The organism is Aminobacter sp. MDW-2 (assembly GCF_014250155.1).
Classification (GTDB): Bacteria; Pseudomonadota; Alphaproteobacteria; order Rhizobiales; family Rhizobiaceae; genus Aminobacter; species Aminobacter ciceronei.
On record NZ_CP060197.1, the window covers coordinates 1,679,884 to 1,701,679 of the forward strand.

Below are 21,796 nucleotides of genomic sequence, written 5' to 3' on the forward strand. Positions count from 1 at the left end.
TGACCCCGCGCCATTGCCGCTGATGTGACAGTCTAGCTCACAAATAGGGCATCAAATCTGCCGTGTTTACAAGTGCGCCGATAGTCTCGTTTCACAACAAGGTGAACGCCGTACGACGGCTGCAAGTTCCTCAGCCGGCCGCCTCAATCTCTGCAAGCAGTCGCTTCGATGTGGCCAGGCCGCGCCTCGCCCTCTCCTGCGGCAAAACCGTGTTCGCCAGCCGCAGCATCGGGATCTCGATGCTGAGTGGCCGGTCAGTTGGCAGAGCGGCGAGATAGGCCCTGAGCGGCAATGCCCCTTCGCCAGGCAGGTCGCGGTCGAAGGCCGAATGGCGCACCATCGTTTCAAGATCTGCTGGTTTGGGCGGGGCGTCGCACAGATGGACGTTGTGCAGCAGGCTACGGTCGAGCATCGCCAGCTCAGCTGGCGAAATGCCCATGCGGTCGATATGCAGCATGTCGAGGATCAGCCCGGCACCATGGGGTGCACCCGCCGCTATCACCGCCAGCGCCTCGTCGAGCGTTCCCGCCGCGCGATGGGCAATCGGCTCGAAGTCGACGCCGAGCCCAAAGCCCGAGGCCATTTCGGCGAGACCTGCGAACCTATCTTCGATCTCGGCCTGTTCGATCGCGCCGCGCATGTCAGCTACGGCGATCAGGCGTGGTGAACCGAGTTCCGCTGCAGCCTCCATGGCGCCGGCACTGTGCGACAGGTCGAAGCCTCGGCGGATCATCCAGCTTTCGACCTCCGTCACCGTCAGCCCGCTATTGTCGAGCCGCCGCCTGCACTCGGCGGCCAGCGCCTTGTTGCCGAGCAAGGGCGATGGCGCGTCGGCCGCCGCTGTCGGATGGATGCGCAACCCCAGATGATCGTAGCCAACGTCAGACGCGATGCGGATCGACTCGAGCGGCGAGACGACTGGGGCCGTCAGATACGACATCGAAAATCGTCTCATAGCCAATATCCTATCTGCGATGCGTTGAAGCTGGATGATCGTGGGCCGTGCGCGGACCCGCGCCCGTCACCTTTTCGCGCAGGGTGCCTTTTGCGTATTCGGTCTTGAACATGCCGCGCCGCTGCAGTTCGGGAACCACCATGCCGATGAAGTTCTCCATCGTCTCGTGCGCCAGGATGCGGGCGATGTTGAAGCCGTCGACATCGGCGTGCTCGACCCATCTGGCGAGCTCGTCGACGACTTGTCCGGGTGTGCCGACCACCAAGAGATTGCGGCCACTGACCACCATGCTTTCGGCTGCCTGGCGCACCGTCCAGCTGCCCTTGCGCGTCAGGATCTCCAGCTGCGAATGCGCCGCGTCCGTCTTTTCGTAGCGGATCGGCTCGTCCAACGGATATTTAGACAGGTCGATGCCGAGTGCTGCCGACAACTGGCTCAGCATGCCTTCGACGCTGGTGTGGCGCTTGTAGTCCTCATAGCGGGCGCGGGCGAGCGCTTCGGTTTCGTCGACGATGATGGTGGCGCCGGCGAAGAATTTCAGACTCCTGGGATCGCGGCCGAGCGCAGCGGCGCGCTTGCGCATGTCGGTCACCTGCGGCGCCACAAGCTCCAGCTTCGGCCCGTTGATGAAGATGCCCTCGGCATGGGTTGCTGCAAAGTGGCGGCCGCGCGGCGAGCCACCCGCCTGGAACAGCATCGGCGTGCGCTGCGGCGAGGGTTCGGCAGCACTCACCGCCCGGATTCTGTGATGCGGGCCGTCGTGATCGAGCTCGGAGATCAATGCCGGATCGGCATAGATGCTGCTCGCCTTGTCGCGCTTCAGCGCATCGTCGGCCCACGAGCCTTCCCACAGCCCGTACATCACTTCCATGAATTCGTCGGCGGCGTCGTAGCGCGCGTCGTGCTCGGCCAGTTCGTCGCGGCCCATGGCGAGTGCGCCGCTGCGCAGGAAGGAGGTGACGATGTTCCAGCCGATGCGTCCGCGTGTCATGTGGTCCAGGGTCGTCATGCGCCGGGCAAACAGATAGGGCGTCTCGTAGGAGGCGCTGCCGGTGATGGCGAAGCCGAGGTTTTTGGTCACCAGAGCCATGGCCGGTACGATCACCGCGGGATCGAGGCTCGGCGCCAGCGCGCCGCTGCGGAAAGCCGATGCGAAACTCTGCTTGTAGGTGTCGGGCACGCCAAGCGAGTCGGCCAGGAACAGCGCGTCGAACAAGCCTCGTTCCAGCAGGCGGGCATAGTCGGCCCAATAGTCGATGCTGGTGAAGTCGAGGGCCTTGTCGCGCGGATGGCTCCACAGGCCGAAGGCGAGGAAGCTCGGATTGCACTGGTCGAGCGCGTTGAGCCTGATTTCCCGGGTCATGCGGCGGTGTTCTCCACTTGCGTTTGTGGCACAACTTCCCGGAGGCGAGAGACTGGATCAAATGACCGTTTTCGACGAGGCGATCTCGAAATCAGGCCACACCTCCCGCGGTCCCGAACTGCGCCGCCAGTGTCTTGGCAAAACGCAGCAGCACCGGCGTCTCGATCTCCTCCCGCCAGAACAGCTTCAGCGGCAGCGGCACCGAAAATCCGGCGACGTCACGAATGATGACATTCGGCGGATGCCGCCCTGCCTGCGAGCGGTTGACGAAGGCGATGCCGAGCCCCGCGGCGACCAGGCTCAGCGTTGCCTCGGTGCTGCCGGTCTCCATCAACACGCGGATGGTGACGCCGCGTGAGTGCAGTGCCAGCGCGACCTTCTCCGCCATCAGGCCAGACTGGGCGAGGTCCATGCCGATGAAGTAGGCACCCTCGAGGTCTTCGACCACAACCTTTGGCCGTGAGGCGAGCGGATGATGCTCGGGCAAAGCGAGCGCCAGGTCGTCCAACACAAGCTGTCGCGACTTCAGGCTGTGCGGGTAGCCGAGATCATAGGCCAGGCCGAGGTCGATTGTTCCCGCCGCCAGCGCTTGGAATGCCTGCTCGGACAGCATTGGCGTCAGTCGGAGTTCGACCGTCGGATTGGTGCTGCGGAACGCCTGCAGACCGTCGGGGACCGGCGCAAACATCATCGCAGCACCATTGAAGCCGACGCGCAGCAGCGACACCTGGCCGCTGTCGATGAGGTCGAAGCGGCGGATGGCGAGGTCGACCTCGCGCAGGATGCGCGATGCGTCTTCCAGCAGCGCTGCGCCGGCCAAGGTCAGCCGCACGCCGGTCGGCTCGCGTTCGAACAGCCTGCCGCCGAGCTGCGCCTCCAGATCGCCGATGCGCCGCGACAGCGCCGACTGCACGATCGCCAGCCTATCGGCCGCCTTGTGGAAGCTGCCGAGTTCGGCGGCGACGACGAAGTGCTGCAGGTTCTTCAGGAGCTGGGCCCGGCGTATGCCGAGCCGGCCGAAGCTGAGGCTGTCGTTGGGGGTCTGAGCCTTTGGCTCGTCTGCACTGCCGGTCATCTGGGCACCACGCGCAAATGTTTGGTCGTACCGATTGTGCCGATGCCGAAACGAGATCGCCTCGTCCGAAAAGGTCATTTGCCGCTAAATGCCGTTGCCTGTCTCCTGAAGGCCGAAACAGAGATGCCTCGGGAGGACAGAATGGCTGCGAGACCCCTAATCGTCGGGATCGGCGGAACGACACGCAACGGCTCGTCTTCGGAGCGGCTGCTGCACCGGGCGCTGGCAGCGGCGCAGGCGGCAGGTGCCGATACGCTGGCCTTCAGCGGCGAAGGGCTGGTGTTTCCGATCTATGGCACTGTCACGCCCGGCGCGGCCGAGCTGGCGTTCGTCGAAGCCCTGCGCCGCGCGGACGGCGTCGTCGTTGCATCACCGGGCTATCACGGCTCGGTGTCGGGCATGGTCAAGAATGCGCTGGATTACGTCGAGGAGTTGCATGGCGATATCAGGCCGTATCTCGAAGGGCGGCCCGTTGGGCTGATCGCCGCAGCCGCCGGCTGGCAGGCTGGCGGCTCAACGCTGCAGCATCTGCGCTCGATCGTGCACGCCCTGCGCGGTTGGCCGACGCCGTTGGGCGTCATTGCCAATTCGTCGCTACCGGACTGTGATTGTGGAGACCAGATCGCGCTGATGGTCAATCAGGTCTTGAACTTTGCGGACGCGTTTGGCGTGGGGAAAGCCAGTATGGCTGCGCCGTTGCAGTCCCGGAACGTGGCGTAGATTGCTTGCCACGATGGCTGCGGCGGGGTCGCATGGATGCGCCGCAGCCATATTGGCCTCAGCTCATGCCGAGAGCAGCCTTGTACAGGTCAAGGATCGCCTCTGCCTCGTCGCGCTCGGCCTGGTCCTGCTTGCGCAGGCGGATCAGGGTGCGCAGCGCCTTGGTGTCGAAGCCGGTACCCTTGGCTTCGGCGTAGACGTCCTTGATGTCGTCGGAGATGGTCTTCTTTTCTTCCTCAAGCCGCTCGATGCGCTCGATGAAGGCGCGCAACTGGCCGGCGGCAACGGTCTGGCTGGTATCGGTGATTTCGTCGGCCATGGGGCACTCCGCAATTGTGATTGGAACAGCGCGACTCGGCGCGCCATGGGGCATTTCGGCCCGGTTCGATGCCCGATGACGGGAGGAGGGTCAAGGGGACGCAGTCGCGCAGCTGACACGACGCGACGTAAAATCGCCTAGTGATCCTTGGGTCGGCTGGCCTCGAAGGCCGTCTTTTGCGCGTCGCTGGCGTCGCGCTGGTACTTGGCCTGCCACTCGGCATAAGGCATGCCGTAGACGATCTCGCGCGATGCCTCCTTGGACAACTCGACGCCGGCGCCTGAGGCCGCGTCGCGATACCAGTTGGACAGGCAATTGCGACAGAAGCCGGCGAGATTCATCATGTCGATGTTCTGCACGTCGGAGCGCTCGCGCAAATGTTCGAGCAGGCGGCGAAAGGCAGCCGCCTCGAATTCGCGCTGCTGCGTTTCGCTGAGTTCGGCCATGGTAACCTCCATCACAGTGGCCCGGTGCGCGAGCCGAATTGTCTGACTTCGTGTATGTCGGCACGACGGTTGATCGCGTCAACGATTGGCGCCAGCCGATTTGCCCAGGCGCTGGTTCCGGCCTCGTCGCCGATCAGGTCCTGCCTGATTTCGATCAGCGCATGGGCAAAGCCGTTGACGATGCAGTGCTTGTACATGGTGTCGCCGCGCAGCGCCCCATCATAGGGCTCGTTGTCGCCGACGACGATGTCCTTGTCCTCGGCCAGCATCTCGATCAACGGCCAGGCGGCGCGATGGTCCATGTCCCACAGCACGCCGGCATGCCACGGCCTGGCACGGCCCTGCATGACAGGGGTGAAGGAATGCACCGACAGGATGAAGGGTGTGGTCCCGGTCTCCTTGTGCACCGAGGCGATCATGGCGCCGACAGCGTCATGATAGGGTCGGTAGAAGGTGTCGAGGCGGCGCTCGCGCTCGTCCCCGGACATCGGATAATTGCCCGGGATGACCGAGCCGTCATAGAGCTGGCGGATCAGCGTCGGGTCGTCCTCGCCGCGGTTGGGGTCGATCAGAAGGCGCGAAAAGTTGGCCAACACTGCCGGAGCGCCCATCATCGCCGCCAGCTTGCGGGTCACCTGTTCGGCGCCGATGTCGTAAGCGATGTGGCGCTCGAATTCCGCGGGCCGCAGGCCGAGGTCGCCATATTCCTGCGGCAGGTCGCGCCGGGCATGGTCGCACAAAAGTACCAGCCCCTGGGCGCGGTCGCCTTCGATGATTTCGAACGGGGCAAAGAGAGTGTTTCGCGTCATCGGAGGCAAATTGTCCTTCGGCACGGCTTCGGTTTAGGTTTTGACGCCGCTGCTGCTGTGGGGATATGTGCTAACGCCGTTGTTTTGCCAACCTTTTTTCGAATATGCCAGATGGGGCGGCAAATCACGGCGGCCGAGCGCATCTAAATCGATTGGATAAGCGCCGTGCCATGCGTTGACATGCGCTTGCACATTGCCGAAAAGGGCACCAGAAAATGAAAAATACGTCGAAGAGGGGCTTGGGGATGGAACTTGCCGGGAGGCCGCGCGCACGCTCAGCCTTCGCAATGCTTTTCCTTTTCCTGGCGGTTCCCCTGTTTGCCTCCGTTGCTGCTACGCCTGCACGCGCCGATTTCAGGGTTTGCAACGCGACCCAGAGCCTCGTCGGCGTCGGCATCGGCTATCGCGCCAAGGCGGGCTGGATCACCGAAGGCTGGTGGCACATCGAAGGGCAGACCTGCAAGACGCTGATCGAAGGCCCACTGTCATCGAGGTTTTATTATCTCTATGCAGAAGATGCCGAGCGGGGCGGACGCTGGGACGGCCCCATCAACATGTGCGTGGCTGAAAAAGAGTTCAAGGTCGCCGGGGTCACCGACTGCGTAGCGCGCGGTTTCCAGCGTGCCGGCTTCCAGGAATACGACACGGGCGAGCAGGCGAACTGGATGGTCCAGCTCACCGACGAGCCCGCAACGGGCGGCGATGCGGCCGCCTCGGGAACGAACGGTCAATGAGACGTAGCCGCAAGGTCAAAATACTCGCCACACTCGGTCCGGCCTCCTCCGACGAGGTCATGATCCGGAAGCTCTTCGATGCGGGCGCCGACGTCTTCCGCATCAATATGAGCCATACCGACCACGATTCGATGCGCACCCTCGTTGGCCGCATCCGCGCGGTTGAAGAGGCGGTTGGTCGGCCGATCGGCATTCTCGCCGACCTGCAGGGACCCAAGCTCCGCGTCGGCAAGTTCGCCAATGGCAAGGAAGAGCTGTCAGTCGGCCAGACCTTTACCCTCGACGACAACCCCGACCTCGGCACGTCGAGCCGCGTCCACCTGCCGCATCCTGAAATCCTCAAGTCGGTCCAGGCCGGCCACCGTCTGCTGATCGACGACGGCAAGCTGGAGCTTAGGGCAACCAAGGTCAACGGTAAGTCGATCGTCTGCACGGTCGTTGCCGGCACCAAGATTTCCGACAAGAAGGGCGTCAGCCTGCCCGACACCGACCTGCCGGTCGGCGCGCTGACCGAAAAGGATCGCAAGGATCTCGACGCGGTGCTCGAGACCGGCGTCGACTGGGTCGCGCTGTCCTTCATCCAGCGTCCCGAGGATCTGGCCGAGGCGCGCAAGATCGCCCAAGGGCGTGCGCTGCTGCTGTCCAAGATCGAGAAGCCGCAGGCGGTTGCCCGTCTTGCCGAAATCATCGAGCTGTCCGATGCCTTGATGGTCGCCCGTGGCGATCTCGGCGTCGAGATGCCGATCGAATCCGTGCCCGGCATCCAGAAGCAGATCACCCGCGCGGCCCGCCGCGCCGGCAAGCCGGTGGTTGTCGCCACCCAGATGCTGGAATCGATGATCACGGCACCGGTGCCGACCCGTGCCGAAGTCTCCGACGTTGCGACGGCGGTGTTCGAAGGTGCGGACGCCGTCATGCTGTCGGCCGAGTCGGCTGCTGGTCAGTACCCGGTCGAGTCGGTCGCGACCATGGACCGGATCGCCCAGCAGGTCGAAAAGGATCCGACCTATCCCGGTATCATCAACGCCCAGCGTTCGCAGCCGGAGGCCACCGGCGCCGACGCGATCTCGCTTGCGGCGCGTGAAATCGCCGAGACGCTGAAACTGTCGGCAATCGTCACCTACACCGCCTCGGGCACCACCGGGCTGCGCGCCGCGCGTGAGCGGCCCCAGGTGCCCGTGATCGCGCTGTCGCCGATCCTCGCCACCGCCCGCCGCCTGTCGCTGCTGTGGGGCACGCATTGCGTCGTCTCTCCGGATGCGGTGGATCTCGACGACATGGTCGACCGCGCCTGCAACGTCGCCTTCAACGAAGGCTTTGCCGCTGGCGGCGACCGCATCATCATCACCGCCGGCGTGCCGCTGCGTACCCCCGGTTCGACCAACATGCTGCGCATCGCCTATGTCGGACCGGAAGGCAAAGGCAGCAGGTAATTTATGGGAGTAGGGGAGTAAGGAAGTAGGGAAATAGGCGGCTCAAGCCGTCCTCGTTCCCCCATGCTCCCTACTCCCTTAACTCGGCGCCTTCTCGTTCACGCAGATGTCCGTGCCGAACGCGTCGCCAGCGATGCGGGCCTCGATCTGTCGCGCCATGGCCTGCAGGCCGTGCGGCTGGCCGGCGAGCTTTTCCACCGCAGCCGCCACCAGATCGGGCGTCACCCAGTCCGGCTTATGGCCGAGGTTGCGGATCCAGACCAGTTCGGCGCCAGGAATGTCGCGGGCGAGGCCGATCGAATGGATCTCCTCATAGACGACCGTGTCGGCATCGCCCGATATCACCACCGTCGGTGCCTTGATCTCTGAATAGCGCGGCGCCGTCTTCAGCGCGTGCCGGTACAAGGCCTCGACATCGATGGCATTGGCGCGAAACGGCTGCGGCCGCAGCACCAGCTTGATCGAGGCCTCGTCGACATAACCATCAGGCACCTTGTTGGGCGAGAAGACGCAGGTCGTCGCCGCATTGATGCGCATCAGCCCTGCCGGATTGGCAACCGTCGCGGCAAACAGCCACCCGGCCACCGGCCTAGCGCTCAGGCTGTAGTACCAGGAGGTTTCGCCGCCTGGCCAAGGGTGTGTTGCCGCGGACAGGAACAGCAGCCCGCGCGTCTTCTGGGGATGCTCAAGCGCAAAGGTTGCCGCGATCGAGCCGCCGAACGAATGGCCGACAATGATCGCGTCCTTGATGCCGAGCCTGTCCATCAGGGCAGCAATCGTCGCGGCCTGCCCTTCCTGCGTCTCGTTGTTGCCGGGCCCGCGTTCTGACCAACCATGGCCGGGGCGGTCGAGGAACAGCATCTCGACGCGGCCTTCGAACTGCGGCCTGAGCGGCAGCATCTGATCCTTCAGGTTTGCGGACGCACCGTGGATGAAGACCAGCGGCGGCAGGTCGGCCCCGGCAGCCGCCGGCACATGGACAAAGTGGATGTTGGCGCCATTGATGTCGATGAAGCTGCCAACAGGTGGGTTGCGGCGCTCGATCAGCCATGCGGCCGCGCCGGTAAAGCCGGCCAGCGCAAGCACGACCGCAACGAGCAGGACCAGGACGAAGGCGAGGATGTTCATGCGGCTCGGGGAGGGGGGAGGGAGGGGAGTAAGGGAATGGGATAGTAGGGGAGTAAGAAAACAAGAAAATAAGAAAACAAGGGGGATGCGGCAGGACGTTGGCGATGTTTACCTATTACCCTAATCCCTTATCCCCTAATTGCTCAAATCCCTTCGCCCGCCAGCTCTTCCGACAGCCGCGACACCTCGTTCTGGGCATTTCGCAGCATCGGGTAGATGACCAGAACGCGCTGCCAGGCCTGCAGCGCCAGCTCGTTGTGGTTGGTGGCGGCCATGATCTGGGCCATGCCGGAGAGGGCGCCGAAATGGCGCGGCTCGAGCTCCAGCGTGCGTTCGATGTCGGTCATCGACTTGCGGAAATTTCCCATCATGAAATGCACGGTGGCGCGACGGTTCCAGCCCTCGGCATATTGGGGCTGCAGGGTCACGACCTGGTCGAGGAAATCGAGGGCGACGTCGAACTTCTTGGCTTCCAGCGCCTGCTGCGCCCAGAGCATCATGAGGTCGACGGAGGTGCTGCCGGACCTGTACCAGGCTTCCCAGATCCGGTTGGCGAGGCGTTCGGCGGCCTTTTCGTTGCGCTCGCGCTTGAGGTCGGAGAACAGCGAATCGAGCTGGGTGTCGGCTTTGGCGACGACGGTATCGCCGCTCGACTGGGCAAACGCCTGGAGCGGCAGCGGCGTTGCCGCGATGGTCAGGACAAAAAAGGCAAAAACGCTCCGCATGCGGAAATTCTAGACCCCCGCATGGGAACGTCAAACTGAAATTGCCGTGATGCGCCGGCCGCGAGCGGCCGTGCGTGCATCAGCCCTGGCGGGCCTTGTAGCGCGGCGCAGTCTTGTTGATGATGTAGATGCGGCCCTTGCGACGAACCAGCTGGCAGTCACGATGGCGGCCCTTGAGCGCCTTGAGCGAATTCTTGATCTTCATGTCACTAACCCGTCAGATGGGGCCCATCTTCCGGGCCGAAACCAAAAGCGCGCCCAAAGTGCACGCCCAATTTGTGTGAGTGGCTCTTAGACGAGGAGTCTTGGCCAGTCAACCGCGAGAGGGCACAGCATGACGGATTGATCGGCTTTTTTGCCGGCAATGATCATGGCGATGCCAAAGCGGGGACTTGCCAGTCGACAGCCTCGCTGGAATCCTCCGCTTCGTCCAGGCAACGGAGGGGCAGATGCGGCTTTCGATTCTCTTGATCTCGATGGTTGGCGCGATGGTCGCGTCCGCAGTGTCGGCTGCGGAGTGCAACCGCAACGACCAGACCCAGTTGGGCATGAACATCTGCGCGGCCCAAGACTACGCGGCCTCCGACGCCAAGCTCAACGTCGCCTATGGCGACATCATGAAGCGCCTGTCCGACAATTCAGGCGCGCGCAAGCTGCTGCAGGACTCCCAGCGCGCCTGGATCGCCTTTCGCGATGCCGAGTGCAAGTTCGCGTCCTCCGGCGTCGAAGGCGGATCGGTCCAGCCGATGATCCATTCCGGCTGCCTGCAGGGCCTGACCGACGCGCGCGTGGCGCAGCTCGGCACCTACCTCAAATGCGAAGAGGGCGACCTCAGCTGCCCGGTGCCGGGGCAGTAGGAAAAGCAAGACAAGCCTCAGGCATATTCCGCCTTGTCCTTGATATTGCAGGGAAGGCCGAATTGCGCGCCCCAGCGGCATAGCGAGTCTGCTGCCGCATTGAGTGCTGCGCCGCGTTCGGTGAGCGAATAGACAACCTTGGCCGGCAGTTCCGAATAGACCTTCCGGTCGACAAGGCCGTCCGCCTCCATTTCGCGCAATTGCTGCGCCAGCATCTTTTCGCTGATTCCGGGGATCGACCGCCTCAGCCGGCCAAACCGCCGCGATGCCGTTCCGAGCTGGCAAAGGATGTCGATCTTCCATTTGCCTTCGGTCATCCTGACAGCCGCGGCAAAGCCATTGTCCGTCATCTTGTCCATGCAGTTCTCCTTACCGCCAGGTGACCACTTACGTCCCGGTTCGTATTGTGTGCCGCCCATCTCGCCATATCTCCACGACGTCGCGACCGAAGTCGCATCGTGGCGTCGCCACTGGATATGGAGAGTTGGAATGAAGCGTTCAATCGCGGTTGTCGGAACAGGCCGCATGGGTTCGGCGCTCGTCCGCGCCCTGCTTGCATCAGGCCATCGCACGACGGTCTGGAACCGGACAAGGGAGAAGGCCGAACCGCTGGCCTTGCTTGGCGCCACCGTTGCGCCGTCGGTGCTGGAGGCCGTCACTGCAGCTGAAGTCATCATAGTGAATGTCAGCGACTACGCGGCGTCTGCAGCGATCCTACGCGACGCCGCCGTCACGTCCGCCATCCGCGGCAAGCTGATCGTCGAACTGACGTCGGGTACGCCGCACGGGGCGCGCGACGTCGCCGAATGGTGCGCCCGGCACGGCGCCTTCTATCTCGACGGCGCGATCATGGCGACGCCTGACTTCATCGGTACGGATGCGGGCACGATCCTGGTCTCAGGGCAAGGCCAGGCCTTTCATGACAACGCCGCCGTCTTTCGCGCATTGGGCGGTAACGTCCAGCATGTCGGACAAGATCCAGGACGTGCCAATGCGCTTGATAGCGCTTTGCTGGCCTTGATGTGGGGCGCATTGTTCGGAGCGCTCAACGCAATCGCCGTGAGCCAGGCCGAAGGGATCGATCTGGGCGAACTGGGCGGACAGTGGGCGGCGACAGCGCCTGTTGTCGAAGGGCTTGTCACTGACCTCATCAAACGCACCGATGCAGGGCGTTTTGCCAGCGACGCGGAGACGCTGTCGTCGATCGCCATCCATCACAGTGCGTTCCAGCATTTGATGGAGCTGATGGACGCGCGCGGAATCGACCGCGCCGTGGTTGACGGCTATGGCTCCATCTTCCAGCGGGCGATTGCAGCCGACCAGTTGCACGGAGATTTCGCGGCGTTGTCGCAGTTTATGGGCAAGGTCGCCTGAGGGCTGCGGCAACGAGGAGGCTGGCCGCCTTGCCGGTCAGCCTCACACCCGACGCTTGATATGAAGGAAACCGAATGTCCCTGACGCTTCTCGTCGACACCTATTGCGCAGCCTGGTCCAGCGAGAGCGCCGCGCAGCGGCGCGATTTGCTGCTGTCAGTCTGGAGCGACGGCGCGAGCTACACCGATCCGACAGTCTATGCCGTTGGCGCAGAGGAGTTGCTTGCGCATATCGCGGGAATACAGGCGAGGTATCCCGGAGCCCGCATCCTGCGCACCAGCGACGTGGACATTCATCATGGCGTCGCGCGCTTCGCCTGGAAATTCGTGCTGCCGGACGGGAAATCGCCGCCCGAAGGCCTGGACATCGCCTTCGTCGATGCCGACCAGAAGCGCATAACACGCATCATCGGCTTCTTTGGCTCGTTGGTTAAGTCGGCCGTCTGATTCCGCGCCGCAGTTCGCCCTTGCCGTCGTCTCCTAGCGGTGCGGCAACAGCCTGGTGAAATGGCCCATCTTGCGGCCGGGGCGGGCCTCGGCCTTGCCATAGAGGTGGACCGATACATCGGGTTCGGCGAGCAGCGCCGGGACCTTTTCGATATCGTCGCCGATCAGGTTTTCCATGACGCAGTCGGAGTGCCGGTTGGCGTCGCCGAGTGGCAGGCCGGCGACGGCGCGCATGTGCTGCTCGAACTGCGAGACCACGCAGGCGGCTTCGGTCCAGTGGCCGGAATTGTGCACCCGTGGCGCCATCTCGTTGACCAAAAGCGAACCGTCGGCAAGCACGAAGAACTCGACGCCGATGACGCCGACATAATCGAGTGCTGCCAGGATTTTCCGCGCCGCGTCGCGTGCTGCCATGGCGGTGTCGCTGTCGATCGCCGCCGGTACGGTCGAGGTCGCCAGGATGCCGTTGCGATGTACGTTCTCGGCCGGATCGAAGACGGCGATGCTGCCGTCGGTGCCGCGCGCCGCGATGATCGAGATTTCGCGTTCGAAGGCGACGAAGGATTCGAGCACCAGCGGTACATTGCCAAGCGAGGCACAGGCGCCGTCGAAGCCGCCCGTCGTCATGTTGCGGAAGACCATCTGGCCCTTGCCGTCATAACCCATTCGGCAGGTTTTCAACACGCCACTGCCGTCGAAGGCCTTCAGCGCTTCCGCCAGCTCGGCATCGTTGCCCACAGGGCGGAAGCCGGCGGTGGATATCCCGATGCCATTGAGAAACGTCTTTTCGACGAGCCGGTCCTGCGCCACCTCAAGGGCGCGCGCCGGCGGATAGACGGCGACCGAGCGGCCGAGCCGTTCGGCAGCGACAACCGGCACGTTTTCGAATTCATAGGTGACGACGGCACTTGCGCGCGCCAACTCGTCGAGGGCGGCGGGGTCGTCATAGGCCGCGACGATCTGGCGGTTGGCGACCTGTGCCGCCGGGCAGTCGGCTTGGGGCTCCAGGACGATCGTCTGGTAGCCGAGGCGAGCCGCCGCCATGGCCAGCATGCGGCCGAGCTGGCCACCGCCGATGATGCCGATGGTGGCGCCGAGGGGAAGAGGGGCGCTCACGCGTCGTCCGTCGGTTGTTCGGCGACCCGTGCGGTCTGGGCGGCGCGCCACTCGTCAAGCCGGGTGGCAAGCGCGTCGTCGGAAAGGGCAAGTACGGCCGCGGCAAGCAGCGCTGCATTGGCAGCACCCGCCTTGCCGATGGCCAGCGTGCCGACGGGGATGCCGGCCGGCATCTGAACGATGGAGAGCAGCGAATCCTGGCCTGACAGAGCCTTCGATTCGACCGGTACGCCGAACACGGGCAGCGAAGTCATCGCCGCCGTCATGCCGGGAAGATGGGCGGCGCCGCCGGCACCGGCAATGATGACGCGGAAACCGGCTGCCTTGGCGCCCTTGGCGAATTCATAGAGACGGTCGGGGGTGCGGTGGGCCGAGACGATGCGCGCCTCAAAATCAATGCCGAGCACATCGAGCAATTCGGCGGCATGGCGCATGGTCGCCCAGTCGGACTGGCTCCCCATGATGATGGCGACGTCGACCCTGTCTTTGCTCACGCGCGGCACCCCTGCTTGATAAGCCTGCGCTTAACCGAAATGCACCGCCATCGCAACCAAAAGGCCGCCCGAAAATGGCGGTTTCTCAGGCGATGATGTCGGGGATGATGCGGTCTTCGATCTGGGCGATCTTGTCCTTGAGGACCAGTTTCTTTTTCTTCATCCGCTGGATCTGCAAGGGGTCGCAACCCATCGCGATCATCGCGTTGATCGCGGCATCAAAATCCGCATGGTCCTGCTTCAAGCGTGCAAACTCGAGACGAACCTCGGCTTGTTCCTGTTCCGACATGTCTACCGTCTGCAAAGTCACTGGCGCACCCGGGGCGCTCCTAAGGCGGGGTCGGCGACTCCTTGTCACCGGCGCGAAGCCCTTATCACATTTCAAGCTGTCAGGAAATGCTACCACGCTTTATTCGACATCGCCGGCCGGGGATGGCAGAGTGTCATGGTTCCGTCACAGAGCACTGTCTGCGGTGGGCAGGGCTGTGCCCGGAGCATCGAGGAAACCATGAAAGGGAGAACCAATCATGTCTCTTGCTTCCCATCTTGAAGAACTTCAGCGCAAACATGGTGACGTCGAGCGCCAGCTCGGCGAAGCAATGAATCATCCATCCATGGACGACCTGCAAATCGTAGCGCTGAAGCGTCGCAAGCTGGCTCTCAAGGACGAGATTGAAAAGCTGAAAGGTGACCCGACGCAGCACTAGGCTCAGTCACGAGGTCTCCAACAAGGCCCTGATTTTCGGCAAGGGTCCGACGCCGGCGGCGAACAACATCGCCGCCGGGACAGCGCGATGTTTTTCAGCCGGATAAGCCGCTTGATCCCAAGATTGCTGAACCGAAGCCGGCCGCTTTTGTGCGTCGGGGGGCGGTGTGATTATGTTGTGGCTTTGGTCGGCGCGCATCCGGCCTAGCGGGGCCAGCTAGGCATTGTTTCGCCCGAGGTGGTCGCCGGCGTCAGGACTTCAAGCGTCCCAGAACTGGTCCAGCCAGATGTTGAGCTTGCGGAAGCCGCTGACGCTGACCGCGTAGACGCGGCGCGTGCCTTCGGCGCGGGCGCTGACGAGGCCTGCATCGAGCAAAACCTTGAGGTGCTGCGACACCGCGGGCCGCGAAACCGGCAGCCCGGCGGCAAGCTCACTGACCGTCTTGGGACCGCGACGCAATTCTTCCAGCAGATGGCGCCGGTTGGCATCCGAGATGGCGAGGAAGGGTGCGTCAGTTGTCATGGCCCATTTGTGCCGCAACATCAGCGAAATCTCAACTACCGGTCGCAATCGCCATGCGGGCCCGTCGTCGCAGCGCTCTGCCCGTCAGGCCGCGTCCTCGTGCCTGGGGTCGAGGCGCAGCGATTCCGGGGTCGCGCTGCGGTCGGCCGGTTGGGTCTTGAAGGCTTCGCGATCCTCGATCGGTACCGGCGCGCGCCGCCTGATACGCAGCGCGGTGTAGCCGGCAAGCAGGAAGTGGGCTGCGGCGGTGGCGAGGAAGAGTGCCTCGGGCCGCATCACATCCATCAAGCCGGCGCCAAGCAACGGGCCGACCATGGTGCCGAAGCCGTAGAGTAGCAACAGTCCGCCCGAAACCTTGACGAAATCCTCAGGCTTGGCGTGGTCGTTGGCATGCGCCACCGCCAGCGAATAGAGCGTATAGGCAAACGCGCCGTAGCAGGCGGTCATGGCGATGACGAAGGCGCCGGAGCGCGGCGCGACGAGGAAGATCAGCACGGCGGCCACCGCCGAGGCGAGCGAGGCGCCGATCAGCACATAGCGACGGTCGGTGCGGTCGGAGACCTTGCCGATCGGGATCTGCAGTGCGGCGCCGGCGACGACCACCAGGCTCATCATCAGCGCGATCTCGGGCGTCGAAATGCCGATGCGCGCGCCATAGACGGCGCCGAGCGTGCCCCAGTCGCCATTGGCGACGCCAATGAGGAAGCAGGCGACGGAGGCGACCGGCGAATTGGCGTAAAGCCCCTTGATGTCGAGCGAGACGTCCTGCAGCGGCTTGGGGTGGGCGGCGCTGGAGACGGCTGTCGGGATCAGCGACAGGCAGAACAGGATGCCGGTGACCATGAACAGCGAGGCGCTGGTAACGTCGCCGCCGGCGACCATCATCTGACCGGCCATGATCGAGGCGTAGGTGACCATCATGTAGAGGCCGAAGACGGTACCACGGTTCTCGTTGGTGGCGCGCTCGTTGAGCCAGCTCTCGATGACCATGAAGGCGCCGGCCATCGCGAAGCCGGTAAAGGCGCGCAGCAGGATCCAGACATATTCGTTGACGATCAGGCCGGTGAGCAGCGCGATGATGGCGGCGGATGCGGCAAAGGTGCCGAAGGCGCGGACATGGCCGGCGCGGCGGACGACACGCGGGGCAAAATAGCAGCCGGCGACGAAACCACCGGCCCAGGCCGTACCCATCAGGCCGAGCGCGGTGGTGGAGAAACCTTCTTCCTGGCCGCGCAACGGCAGCAATAGCCCGTGCAGGCCCGAGGCAGCGAGCAGGAAGGCAGTGCCGCGGAGCAAAGACAGGATCGGCCGGTAGGTTGCGAGCATCAGATATCCCACCACGAATCAAGAAGGCATTGGCACCTGATGATAACCCGTTTGGGGCATATCGGTGGCGGTGCGCGGTTCAGCCGCGCTTAAACAGCGCCTCGGCGGCCGATTTGGTCGAGCCCTTGACGGTGAGCTCGGCCTCGAGCCGGCCGATCTCGGCGCGCAGCGCCGATATGCGCTCGTTGAGCTCGCCGACCGACAGCAGCGACAGATCCTGGCCGATCTCATGCACAGTCTTTTTCTTCACCGGCTCGTCGTCGAACAGCGCCATCTCGCACTCCTCCATCGCAGACAGGCGTTTGCCTGATTTGCCAATCAGAATACATAGTGCGTTCAACCACATGTAAAGTCCGGGGCGCGCCGGACCAGCGGAGACCGAAAGACATGGCCAAGCCTGCCAAACTTCCCGAAAAGATGCTGGCCGTGGCGATCAGCCAGCCGGGCGGGCCTCGCGTGCTCAAGGCCGAGAAGCGCGACCTGCCGGAATTGGCGGCCGGCGAGATTCTGATCCGGGTGCATGCGGCGGGCGTCAACCGACCCGACGTCCAGCAGCGCAAGGGCGCCTATCCCGCGCCGCCGGGCGCCTCCGACCTGCCCGGGCTCGAAGTGTCGGGTGAGGTGGCTGCACTTGGCGAGGGCGCCACGCGCTGGCGCATCGGCGACGCGGTCTGTGCGCTGACGCCGGGCGGTGGTTATGCCGAATATGCCAGGGTGCACGAGACCAATGCGCTGCCCGTGCCTGCCGGCTTCACCTTCACCGAAGCTGCGGCCGTGCCCGAAACCTTCTTCACCGTCTGGCACAACGTGTTCGAGCGTGGTGCGCTGAAGGCGGGTGAGACGCTTTTGATCCATGGCGGCTCGTCGGGCATTGGCACCACCGCGATCCAGCTCGCTTCGGCCTTCGGCGCTTATGTCATCGTCACCGCCGGCTCTGACGACAAATGCGCCGCCTGCCTCAAGCTCGGGGCCGACCGGGCGATCAACTACCGCAACGAGGATTTCGTCGAGGCGGTGAAGGATGCCACCGGCGGCAAGGGTGCCGACGTCATCCTCGACATGGTCGGTGGCGACTATGTCGGCCGCAATTACAATGCTGCGGCCGTCGACGGCCGCATTGTCCAGATCGCGACGCAAGGCGGGGCGGTGGCGAGCGCCGATTTCTCGAAACTGATGGTCAAAAGGCTGACCCATACCGGATCGACGCTGAGGCCGCGCACGACCGAGTTCAAGGCCGGCATCGCCGCAACTCTCGAAGCCCAGGTTTGGCCGCTGCTGGCCGTTCGCCGCGTCGCGCCTGTCATGGACATGATCTTCCCGCTCAAGGAAGCCTGGCGGGCGCATGAACGCATGGAAGAGGGCGAGCACATCGGCAAGATCGTGCTGGATGTCGGGTGAAGGGGCTTCGCCCTCCCTTTGGTCGGGAGGCGGCGACGCCCTGCGTTCCCAAGAGCGACCAGCACATCGTCGGTGTTTGCCCTACCCTCATGGTCAGTCCGCCGAACCAGGTGGTTCCGTGTCGGCAAGGCAGCCTTGTGGTGCGACAGTACTTTAAGGACTGAGGAAAGCCTCTGTCGCCCCGTTGTATCTGCCGGCGTCGATTCAGCTCACAATCCCGCGCACGGCCCAGGCGATGTTGGCAAAGGAGCGCGGGCCGTCGGGGCGGCCGGCCTCGTAGGCATCGCGGACGGCAGCTTCGGCGCTCGCCTTGTCCGCCTGGTCGAGCGTGGCGATAAACTTGCCGATCGGACCTTCGCCTGCGCCGATGGGTGCCCAGAGATCGTCGAAGTCCGCATAGTCCATGCGCAGCAAAAGCTGGGTCTCCTCGACGCCTGACAGCCCCTGAGCGGCGAAGGCGGCTTTCATTTCGCCCTGCTGCATCATCGGCTGGAAGCAGTAGCGGGCGCGCAGTTGCCGGCCGGTTTCACTGAGCGCCGCCAGCGTGTCGACGACCATACGCATGCCGGGCATGCCGCCATAATGATCCCACACCGTGGCCGCGACCACCCCGCCCGGCCGTGTCACCCTGGCCATCTCGGCGATCGCCTTGGGCGCCTCGGGCACGAAATGCAGCACCAGAAGCGCCAGCGTCCGGTCGAAGCTGTTGTCCGGGAAGGGCAGGCCGCAGGCGTCGGCCTGACTGATCGTTATGCGCGGATCCGTATTGCGCGCCTGAGCCGCCGCGACAAAGACCGGCGAGAAGTCGATGGCTTCGATTTCCCCGAGATTTGCCGCCTTGGCCAGCACGAAGGTCAGGCTGCCGGTACCGCAGCCGACGTCGAGCACTTTCTCGCCATCGGCGAGGCCGGCAAAGTCGATGAAGGGGATTGCGAGTTTCTGGCTCCAGCGGCCCATCAACTGCTCATAGCCGGCCGCATCCTGCACGTTGAAGCTTGATGTCATCGAAGCCTCCTATGCCAAAAGGCATGGTAAGCCGCCGCGAACGAGATGGGAAGAAAGACTGTCGACTGATCCACACAGGCTAGCTCGTGAATGACCTGCGCCCATTCTCGCCGTTCAGGCAGACGCTGCAATTTCCTGTCATCGGCTGACAGCCTTGGCACACCACCAGGTCGGTGTGGAAAGCAGCCATTGGGATGGTTCAAAGCCAACAGCATTTGGTAGACTAGGAGTGCTCGCAATCAATCCCGCCGACGCGGCAAGCACGCAGTGGCGCTGGAATGCCGGGCGTCCCGCCTGCTAGGGCTGGACTCCAGTCTTGAGTGGAGAGGCGGGTGCCGAACACATCAGGTGGCCGACCCAGTCGATCGCAATGTCTTTGGTCCTGGTGCGCCATGTCCGGAAAGGCTCGCCGTCTTCGGCCATGCCGACGCGAGCCCAGTCGCTCCAATCCCGCATGGCCCAGATCAGCAAGACCTCGGAATCATTGCGCATGGCGGTGCGAAAGGCGCCGACAAGCTGCAGCCCCAATTCCATTGCCTGGCCAAGCCAATGCTCCGACACCAGCCGCAAATAATCCTGCGCCAGGCCTGGCTTGATATTGACTGTCTCGTGCAGGAATACCTTGGCGCCGACCACACTGCCGTCGGCACAAAGTTGCTCTATGTCGGGTGAGTAAGGGGCTGCGATCAACAGGCGGTCGAAGCCGCCGCTGCGGTATTCTCTCGCCGTTTGCCACCACGTCTCGAGCGCCTTGTCCTGCATCGTCTCGGTGCCGGTCTCATGGGCGAAGCTGGCAGCCAGGCTGTCCCAGCCGTCATATTCCCACAGATTGACCACTTGCGGCCAACGGCCGGTGCTGCCGAGCGTGCCCCAGACGCCGAAGCATTTCTGCAGCCGTTCGGCGCTGTGCCGGCCCCAGCCTGTCGTCATGTGCCTGAAATAGTTGGCCCGGTTGGCGCCGATGATGTCGACATATTCGTGGATGTAGATTTTGGGATTCATTCGGGCCTCCCAAAGGTCAGCTAGCTGCCACGCCCTGCCGGGTGGCACTACAAGGGCAGACGAAGAATGATGCCCATCTCGCCGAACGCCCCCGAAGCGCGCTATCGCATTTCGGGGCAGTTCGGATGCTGCGTTGGATCTAGCGGGATCCTTTGGTCGAGGACGCCGTCCAGGGCAGCATCAACCGTCCGAGCCAGCGGACCAGCGAGCTGAACAGGAAACCCATGAGGGCTACGGTGCAGATACCGACATACATCCGGTTGGCCTGAAACAGCGACCACGAATGCCAGATGCGATAGCCTATGCCCTGGCTTGCCTGGACGAACTCGACGCCGACGATGACCAGCACCGCCGTGCCGATGGCGATGCGCATGGAAATGAACAGCTGTGGCAAAAGTGCCGGCCAGGTGACGTGCCTGAACATATTCCAGCCCTTGGCGCCGAAGGAGCGGGCGGCCTCGTGATAGTTCTCGGGGATGGCAAGCACTGCCTCCATGCACTGGATCCAGACCAGGAAGAACACGGTCATGCCGACAAGCAGCACGCTCGGCAGTTCGCCAAGTCCGAAGATCAGCAGTAGCAACGGCAGCAGGGCGAGCTTTGGCACCGTGTAGAGCGCGGTAAGGAACGGCTCCAGCGCGGCGCGTGTCAGGCGCGACAGGCCGAGCAACAGGGCGGCGCCAAGGCCTGATGTGACGCCGATGGCGAAGCCGGCGAGCACACGCAGAGCACTCGCGATCACATCCTGCTGCAGCATTCCTGTGCGCAGCATTTCGACCGCTGACAGGAAGATCGCGCTCGGGGCGGGAAAAAAGCGCGAATCGAGAAGGCCGGCGCGGGCGCAGATCTCCCACAGGATGAAGAACACGACGGGCGTCGCCATCGCCAGCACCTTTTCCTGCCTTCGCGCCCGCAGCGCATAACCACGTGGGTCGCGCTCGGCTTCGCCCGGTCTGATAGCGATGGTCTTTTCCATGCTCGTCGCTTCCTCCGCGTCGATGTTTGTTTCAGGCAGCGTGCTTGCCGACCTGCTCTCGCAGCAGGTTCCAGATTTCCTGCTCGAGCTTGGCGAACATGGGCTCTCCGCGGATTTCCGGCGCGCGTGGTCGGGCGAAAGGCACCTCGAGTTCGGCGATGATGCGACCTGGCCGCGCCGACATCACCACGACCCGGTCGCCGAGCAGCAACGCTTCTTCAAGGCTGTGGGTGACGAAGACGACTGTGCGTCTGTCTTCTTGCCAGAGCGTCAGCAACTCGTCCTGCAGGATGCGACGGTGCTGGGCGTCGAGCGCGGCGAAAGGTTCATCCATCAGAAGGATTTCAGGCTCGACCGCCATGGCGCGAGCGATGGCGACACGTTGCAACATGCCGCCGGAAAGAGCCGGCGGATATGCATTGGCGAAGTCGGCGAGGCCCATCTTGCCGAGCCAGGCCGTCGCGCGCCTGTCGGCCTCGGCGCCAGACATGCCTGTCATCTCCAGACCGAAGCGGACATTGGCCTGGATCGTCTTCCACGGAAACACATTGTAACTCTGGAACACCATGGCGGTGGGAACCGCGCGCGTGCCACTGGCATGGACGAGGACCTCGCCCTCGCTCGGCCTGTGCAGGCCGGCAATCATCCTGAGTACCGTCGACTTGCCGCAACCCGACGGACCGACGAGGCAGACAAACTCGCCACTCCTCACCTTGAGATCGACACCGGCAAGCGCTTCGACATTGCCGTTGGCGTCATAACGCTTGCGCACCCCTCGCACTTCTATCTTGGCAGGGGCCTCGGCGACCAATGGCATGGCAGCTGATATGTCGGTTCTGCGCAATGAGTTCATCTGTCGCTCCGTG

The 21,796-nt window shown here is 63.8% G+C and carries 28 protein-coding genes; 8 read left to right on the plus strand and 20 right to left on the minus strand.

Translation table 11 applies throughout. From position 1 onward, the window contains the following. Window positions 1-130: 130 nt before the first annotated feature. The 3 genes from H5P29_RS08165 to H5P29_RS08175 all read right to left on the minus strand — a co-directional run bounded on the left by H5P29_RS08165 (window position 131) and on the right by H5P29_RS08175 (window position 3,393). Complete coding sequence (locus H5P29_RS08165; RefSeq protein WP_154387233.1) at window positions 131-955, minus strand: sugar phosphate isomerase/epimerase; 825 nt, start codon at window positions 953-955, stop codon at window positions 131-133. Window positions 956-965: 10 nt separating this feature from the next. Then, complete coding sequence (locus H5P29_RS08170) at window positions 966-2,318, minus strand: LLM class flavin-dependent oxidoreductase (RefSeq protein ID WP_154387234.1); 1,353 nt, start codon at window positions 2,316-2,318, stop codon at window positions 966-968. A 91-nt stretch (window positions 2,319-2,409) separates the two neighbouring features. Beyond that, window positions 2,410-3,393, minus strand: a complete 984-nt coding sequence (locus H5P29_RS08175; protein WP_185910303.1) for a LysR family transcriptional regulator — start codon at window positions 3,391-3,393, stop codon at window positions 2,410-2,412. A gap of 42 nt (window positions 3,394-3,435) precedes the next feature. Between H5P29_RS08175 and H5P29_RS08180 the strand changes: the two genes are divergently transcribed. Continuing rightward, window positions 3,436-4,113 carry an NADPH-dependent FMN reductase gene (locus tag H5P29_RS08180; RefSeq protein WP_246670911.1) on the plus strand — a complete coding sequence of 226 codons (678 nt, stop codon included), beginning with the start codon at window positions 3,436-3,438 and terminating at the stop codon, window positions 4,111-4,113. A 58-nt stretch (window positions 4,114-4,171) separates the two neighbouring features. Here the strand turns inward: H5P29_RS08180 and H5P29_RS08185 are convergent, their stop codons facing one another. The 3 genes from H5P29_RS08185 to H5P29_RS08195 form a co-directional block, all read right to left on the minus strand. Beyond that, the gene (locus H5P29_RS08185) at window positions 4,172-4,432 is read right to left on the minus strand and encodes a DUF2312 domain-containing protein (RefSeq protein WP_067956960.1); all 261 of its coding nucleotides are present in this window, start codon (window positions 4,430-4,432) and stop codon (window positions 4,172-4,174) included. Window positions 4,433-4,569: 137 nt separating this feature from the next. Then, window positions 4,570-4,878, minus strand: coding sequence for a DUF1244 domain-containing protein (locus tag H5P29_RS08190; protein ID WP_154387236.1), 309 nt, complete (start codon window positions 4,876-4,878; stop codon window positions 4,570-4,572). 11 nt (window positions 4,879-4,889) lie between these two features. Beyond that, complete coding sequence (locus tag H5P29_RS08195; protein ID WP_154387237.1) at window positions 4,890-5,687, minus strand: N-formylglutamate amidohydrolase; 798 nt, start codon at window positions 5,685-5,687, stop codon at window positions 4,890-4,892. 245 nt (window positions 5,688-5,932) lie between these two features. Here H5P29_RS08195 and H5P29_RS08200 point away from each other — a divergent pair, with 245 nt between their 5' ends. Further along, window positions 5,933-6,421 carry a DUF1036 domain-containing protein gene (locus tag H5P29_RS08200; protein ID WP_154387262.1) on the plus strand — a complete coding sequence of 163 codons (489 nt, stop codon included), beginning with the start codon at window positions 5,933-5,935 and terminating at the stop codon, window positions 6,419-6,421. Further along, entirely contained in the window at window positions 6,418-7,854 is a 1,437-nt protein-coding gene (pyk, locus tag H5P29_RS08205; RefSeq protein WP_154387238.1) for a pyruvate kinase, read from the plus strand. The genes H5P29_RS08200 and pyk overlap by 4 nt, the downstream gene beginning before the upstream one ends. 78 nt (window positions 7,855-7,932) lie before the next feature. Here pyk and H5P29_RS08210 read toward each other — a convergent pair whose 3' ends face one another. The 3 genes from H5P29_RS08210 to ykgO form a co-directional block, all read right to left on the minus strand. Further along, window positions 7,933-8,982 carry an alpha/beta fold hydrolase gene (locus tag H5P29_RS08210; protein ID WP_154387239.1) on the minus strand — a complete coding sequence of 350 codons (1,050 nt, stop codon included), beginning with the start codon at window positions 8,980-8,982 and terminating at the stop codon, window positions 7,933-7,935. 143 nt (window positions 8,983-9,125) lie between these two features. Continuing rightward, the gene (locus H5P29_RS08215; protein WP_154387240.1) at window positions 9,126-9,707 is read right to left on the minus strand and encodes a hypothetical protein; all 582 of its coding nucleotides are present in this window, start codon (window positions 9,705-9,707) and stop codon (window positions 9,126-9,128) included. Window positions 9,708-9,786: 79 nt separating this feature from the next. Beyond that, window positions 9,787-9,912, minus strand: a complete 126-nt coding sequence (gene ykgO / locus H5P29_RS08220) for a type B 50S ribosomal protein L36 (RefSeq protein ID WP_018429929.1) — start codon at window positions 9,910-9,912, stop codon at window positions 9,787-9,789. 244 nt (window positions 9,913-10,156) lie between these two features. Here ykgO and H5P29_RS08225 point away from each other — a divergent pair, with 244 nt between their 5' ends. Beyond that, the gene (locus tag H5P29_RS08225) at window positions 10,157-10,564 is read left to right on the plus strand and encodes a lysozyme inhibitor LprI family protein (RefSeq protein ID WP_210252538.1); all 408 of its coding nucleotides are present in this window, start codon (window positions 10,157-10,159) and stop codon (window positions 10,562-10,564) included. 17 nt (window positions 10,565-10,581) lie between these two features. On the opposite strand, the gene H5P29_RS08230 is transcribed toward H5P29_RS08225, so the two are convergent. Further along, window positions 10,582-10,923: a helix-turn-helix domain-containing protein gene (locus H5P29_RS08230; protein ID WP_154387241.1), complete on the minus strand. Its 342-nt coding sequence runs from the start codon at window positions 10,921-10,923 to the stop codon at window positions 10,582-10,584. Window positions 10,924-11,089: 166 nt separating this feature from the next. On the opposite strand from H5P29_RS08230, the gene H5P29_RS08235 reads away from it, so the two are divergent. Then, a complete protein-coding gene (locus H5P29_RS08235) occupies window positions 11,090-11,938 on the plus strand; it encodes an NAD(P)-dependent oxidoreductase (RefSeq protein WP_246787048.1) in 849 nt (282 codons plus the stop codon). A 74-nt stretch (window positions 11,939-12,012) separates the two neighbouring features. Next, window positions 12,013-12,384 (plus strand): nuclear transport factor 2 family protein, encoded by a 372-nt coding sequence (locus tag H5P29_RS08240; RefSeq protein WP_154387243.1) that lies wholly within the window; start codon window positions 12,013-12,015, stop codon window positions 12,382-12,384. A gap of 33 nt (window positions 12,385-12,417) precedes the next feature. Here H5P29_RS08240 and H5P29_RS08245 read toward each other — a convergent pair whose 3' ends face one another. From H5P29_RS08245 to H5P29_RS08255, 3 genes are all read right to left on the minus strand, one after another. Continuing rightward, window positions 12,418-13,437 carry a 5-(carboxyamino)imidazole ribonucleotide synthase gene (locus tag H5P29_RS08245; RefSeq protein ID WP_246670913.1) on the minus strand — a complete coding sequence of 340 codons (1,020 nt, stop codon included), beginning with the start codon at window positions 13,435-13,437 and terminating at the stop codon, window positions 12,418-12,420. A 59-nt stretch (window positions 13,438-13,496) separates the two neighbouring features. Continuing rightward, a complete protein-coding gene (gene purE / locus H5P29_RS08250) occupies window positions 13,497-13,961 on the minus strand; it encodes a 5-(carboxyamino)imidazole ribonucleotide mutase (protein ID WP_154387264.1) in 465 nt (154 codons plus the stop codon). 118 nt (window positions 13,962-14,079) lie between these two features. Then, window positions 14,080-14,283 (minus strand): YdcH family protein, encoded by a 204-nt coding sequence (locus H5P29_RS08255; RefSeq protein WP_055974388.1) that lies wholly within the window; start codon window positions 14,281-14,283, stop codon window positions 14,080-14,082. 238 nt (window positions 14,284-14,521) lie between these two features. On the opposite strand from H5P29_RS08255, the gene H5P29_RS08260 reads away from it, so the two are divergent. After that, entirely contained in the window at window positions 14,522-14,701 is a 180-nt protein-coding gene (locus H5P29_RS08260; protein ID WP_067956999.1) for a YdcH family protein, read from the plus strand. A gap of 258 nt (window positions 14,702-14,959) precedes the next feature. On the opposite strand, the gene H5P29_RS08265 is transcribed toward H5P29_RS08260, so the two are convergent. The 3 genes from H5P29_RS08265 to H5P29_RS08275 form a co-directional block, all read right to left on the minus strand. Next, the gene (locus tag H5P29_RS08265) at window positions 14,960-15,223 is read right to left on the minus strand and encodes a helix-turn-helix transcriptional regulator (RefSeq protein WP_154387244.1); all 264 of its coding nucleotides are present in this window, start codon (window positions 15,221-15,223) and stop codon (window positions 14,960-14,962) included. A gap of 84 nt (window positions 15,224-15,307) precedes the next feature. Beyond that, a complete protein-coding gene (locus H5P29_RS08270) occupies window positions 15,308-16,549 on the minus strand; it encodes an MFS transporter (RefSeq protein WP_154387245.1) in 1,242 nt (413 codons plus the stop codon). Window positions 16,550-16,628: 79 nt separating this feature from the next. After that, window positions 16,629-16,823 (minus strand): DUF1192 domain-containing protein, encoded by a 195-nt coding sequence (locus H5P29_RS08275; RefSeq protein ID WP_154387246.1) that lies wholly within the window; start codon window positions 16,821-16,823, stop codon window positions 16,629-16,631. Window positions 16,824-16,936: 113 nt separating this feature from the next. On the opposite strand from H5P29_RS08275, the gene H5P29_RS08280 reads away from it, so the two are divergent. Continuing rightward, window positions 16,937-17,947, plus strand: coding sequence for an NAD(P)H-quinone oxidoreductase (locus tag H5P29_RS08280; RefSeq protein WP_154387247.1), 1,011 nt, complete (start codon window positions 16,937-16,939; stop codon window positions 17,945-17,947). Window positions 17,948-18,151: 204 nt separating this feature from the next. Here H5P29_RS08280 and H5P29_RS08285 read toward each other — a convergent pair whose 3' ends face one another. The 4 genes from H5P29_RS08285 to H5P29_RS08300 form a co-directional block, all read right to left on the minus strand. Continuing rightward, the gene (locus H5P29_RS08285) at window positions 18,152-18,952 is read right to left on the minus strand and encodes a class I SAM-dependent methyltransferase (protein ID WP_154387248.1); all 801 of its coding nucleotides are present in this window, start codon (window positions 18,950-18,952) and stop codon (window positions 18,152-18,154) included. Window positions 18,953-19,249: 297 nt separating this feature from the next. Next, a complete protein-coding gene (locus tag H5P29_RS08290; protein ID WP_154387249.1) occupies window positions 19,250-19,954 on the minus strand; it encodes an NIPSNAP family containing protein in 705 nt (234 codons plus the stop codon). A gap of 139 nt (window positions 19,955-20,093) precedes the next feature. Further along, window positions 20,094-20,930 carry an ABC transporter permease gene (locus tag H5P29_RS08295; RefSeq protein WP_067957017.1) on the minus strand — a complete coding sequence of 279 codons (837 nt, stop codon included), beginning with the start codon at window positions 20,928-20,930 and terminating at the stop codon, window positions 20,094-20,096. A 31-nt stretch (window positions 20,931-20,961) separates the two neighbouring features. Then, window positions 20,962-21,783 (minus strand): ABC transporter ATP-binding protein, encoded by an 822-nt coding sequence (locus tag H5P29_RS08300; protein ID WP_154387250.1) that lies wholly within the window; start codon window positions 21,781-21,783, stop codon window positions 20,962-20,964. Between the last annotated feature and the right edge of the window lie 13 nt (window positions 21,784-21,796).